This is a genomic window from Planococcus plakortidis (genome assembly GCF_001687605.2).
Taxonomy (GTDB): Bacteria; Bacillota; Bacilli; order Bacillales_A; family Planococcaceae; genus Planococcus; species Planococcus plakortidis.
Genome location: NZ_CP016539.2, coordinates 87,501 through 90,000, shown reverse-complemented (window position 1 = coordinate 90,000; position 2,500 = coordinate 87,501). Strand labels below are relative to the sequence as shown.

Here is a 2,500-nt window from a genome sequence, read left to right as displayed (position 1 = left end):
CAGTTCCGCCACCCCGGCGGGGCATTGGACAGATAAAAAAATGGAGCGGAAGACGGGGGTCGAACCCGCGACCTCCACCTTGGCAAGGTGGCGTTCTACCACTGAACTACTTCCGCTTGGTGCGGGTGAAGGGAGTCGAACCCCCACGCCCGAAGGCGCTAGATCCTAAGTCTAGTGCGTCTGCCAGTTCCGCCACACCCGCGTGGCAATTATAAAATTGAAATGGTGAGCCATGAAGGATTCGAACCTTCGACCCTCTGATTAAAAGTCAGATGCTCTACCAACTGAGCTAATGGCTCAAATATGAGTGGTGCCGGAGAAAGGACTTGAACCCTCAACCTACTGATTACAAGTCAGTTGCTCTACCAGTTGAGCTACTCCGGCATAGAGTAAAATGGTGGAGGATGACGGGATCGAACCGCCGACCCTCTGCTTGTAAGGCAGATGCTCTCCCAGCTGAGCTAATCCTCCATATGTATGCCCAGCGACGTCCTACTCTCACAGGGGGAGACCCCCAACTACCATCGGCGCAAAAGAGCTTAACTTCCGTGTTCGGGATGGGAACGGGTGTGGCCTCTTTGCCATCATCACTGGACTATAAGGTTTTTGAAAGACAAGTTTTATTATACCAAATCTGGTGAGTTTTACAAGTCTTTTTTTGCTCACAGGCAAAAAATCTTGTTCTTTCAAAACTGGATAAATCGACATTGGGGGAAACGTGCGTTTCAGTTGGTTGGTTAAGTCCTCGATCGATTAGTATTCGTCAGCTGCACGTGTCGCCACGCTTCCACCCCGAACCTATCTACCTCATCGTCTTTGAGGGATCTTACTTGCTTGCGCAATGGGAAATCTCATCTTGAGGGGGGCTTCGTGCTTAGATGCTTTCAGCACTTATCCCGGCCACACATAGCTACCCAGCGATGCTCTTGGCAGAACAACTGGTACACCAGCGGTGTGTCCATCCCGGTCCTCTCGTACTAAGGACAGCTCCTCTCAAATTTCCTGCGCCCGCGACGGATAGGGACCGAACTGTCTCACGACGTTCTGAACCCAGCTCGCGTACCGCTTTAATGGGCGAACAGCCCAACCCTTGGGACCGACTACAGCCCCAGGATGCGATGAGCCGACATCGAGGTGCCAAACCTCCCCGTCGATGTGGACTCTTGGGGGAGATAAGCCTGTTATCCCCGGGGTAGCTTTTATCCGTTGAGCGATGGCCCTTCCATGCGGAACCACCGGATCACTAAGTCCGTCTTTCGACCCTGCTCGACCTGTCCGTCTCGCAGTCAAGCTCCCTTGTGCCTTTACACTCTGCGAATGATTTCCAACCATTCTGAGGGAACCTTTGAGCGCCTCCGTTACTCTTTAGGAGGCGACCGCCCCAGTCAAACTGCCCGCCTGACACTGTCTCCCAAGCCGCTTAGGCTTGTGGGTTAGAAGTTCAATACAACCAGGGTAGTATCCCACCGACGCCTCCCCCGAAGCTGGCGCTCCGGGTTCTCTGGCTCCTACCTATCCTGTACAAGTTGCACCAAAATTCAATATCAGGCTACAGTAAAGCTCCACGGGGTCTTTCCGTCCTGTCGCGGGTAACCTGCATCTTCACAGGTACTATAATTTCACCGAGTCTCTCGTTGAGACAGTGCCCAGATCGTTACGCCTTTCGTGCGGGTCGGAACTTACCCGACAAGGAATTTCGCTACCTTAGGACCGTTATAGTTACGGCCGCCGTTTACTGGGGCTTCGGTTCGCACCTTCGCTTGCGCTAAGCACTCCCCTTAACCTTCCAGCACCGGGCAGGCGTCAGCCCCTATACGTCACCTTACGGTTTTGCAGAGACCTGTGTTTTTGCTAAACAGTCGCCTGGGCCTATTCACTGCGGCTCTCTCGGGCTATTCACCCTACCAGAGCACCCCTTCTCCCGAAGTTACGGGGTCATTTTGCCGAGTTCCTTAACGAGAGTTCACTCGCTCACCTTAGAATTCTCTTCTCGCCTACCTGTGTCGGTTTGCGGTACGGGCACCTCCCGCCTCGCTAGAGGCTTTTCTTGGCAGTGTGAAATCAGGGACTCTGAGGTCAAACCTCTTGCCATCACTGCTTGATGTATACAGAAACGGGATTTGCCTCGTTTCTCATCTCACAACTTGGACGTGCACAACCAACGGCACGCTCACCCTATCCTTCTGCGTCCCCCCATTACTCAAACGGCGGGGAGGTGGTACAGGAATATCAACCTGTTGTCCATCGTCTACGCCTATCGGCCTCGACTTAGGTCCCGACTAACCCTGAGCGGACGAGCCTTCCTCAGGAAACCTTAGGCATTCGGTGGACGGGATTCTCACCCGTCTTTCGTTACTCATACCGGCATTCTCACTTCTAAGCGCTCCACCAGTCCTTCCGGTCTGACTTCACCGCCCTTAGAACGCTCTCCTACCACGGACATCTCAGATGTCCATCCACAGCTTCGGTAATCCGTTTAGCCCCGGTACATTTTCGGCGC

At 53.7% G+C, this 2,500-nt stretch carries 6 tRNA genes and 2 rRNA genes (2 of these 8 only partly in view); all 8 read right to left on the bottom strand.

The features are described from left to right. Positions 1-18 (bottom strand) — tRNA-Leu (locus BBI15_RS00425) (it extends 71 nt beyond the left edge of the window). Positions 19-41: 23 nt separating this feature from the next. Beyond that, a tRNA-Gly gene (locus BBI15_RS00420) sits at positions 42-116 on the bottom strand. A 1-nt stretch (position 117) separates the two neighbouring features. Then, positions 118-202 (bottom strand) — tRNA-Leu (locus tag BBI15_RS00415). Positions 203-223: 21 nt separating this feature from the next. Then, a tRNA-Lys gene (locus tag BBI15_RS00410) sits at positions 224-299 on the bottom strand. A gap of 9 nt (positions 300-308) precedes the next feature. Continuing rightward, positions 309-384: transfer RNA gene (locus tag BBI15_RS00405), tRNA-Thr, on the bottom strand. Positions 385-395: 11 nt separating this feature from the next. After that, positions 396-471 (bottom strand) — tRNA-Val (locus BBI15_RS00400). Positions 472-479: 8 nt separating this feature from the next. After that, positions 480-595, bottom strand: a 5S ribosomal RNA gene (rrf, locus tag BBI15_RS00395). A 138-nt stretch (positions 596-733) separates the two neighbouring features. Further along, positions 734-2,500, bottom strand: a 23S ribosomal RNA gene (locus tag BBI15_RS00390); it runs 1,166 nt beyond the window's last position.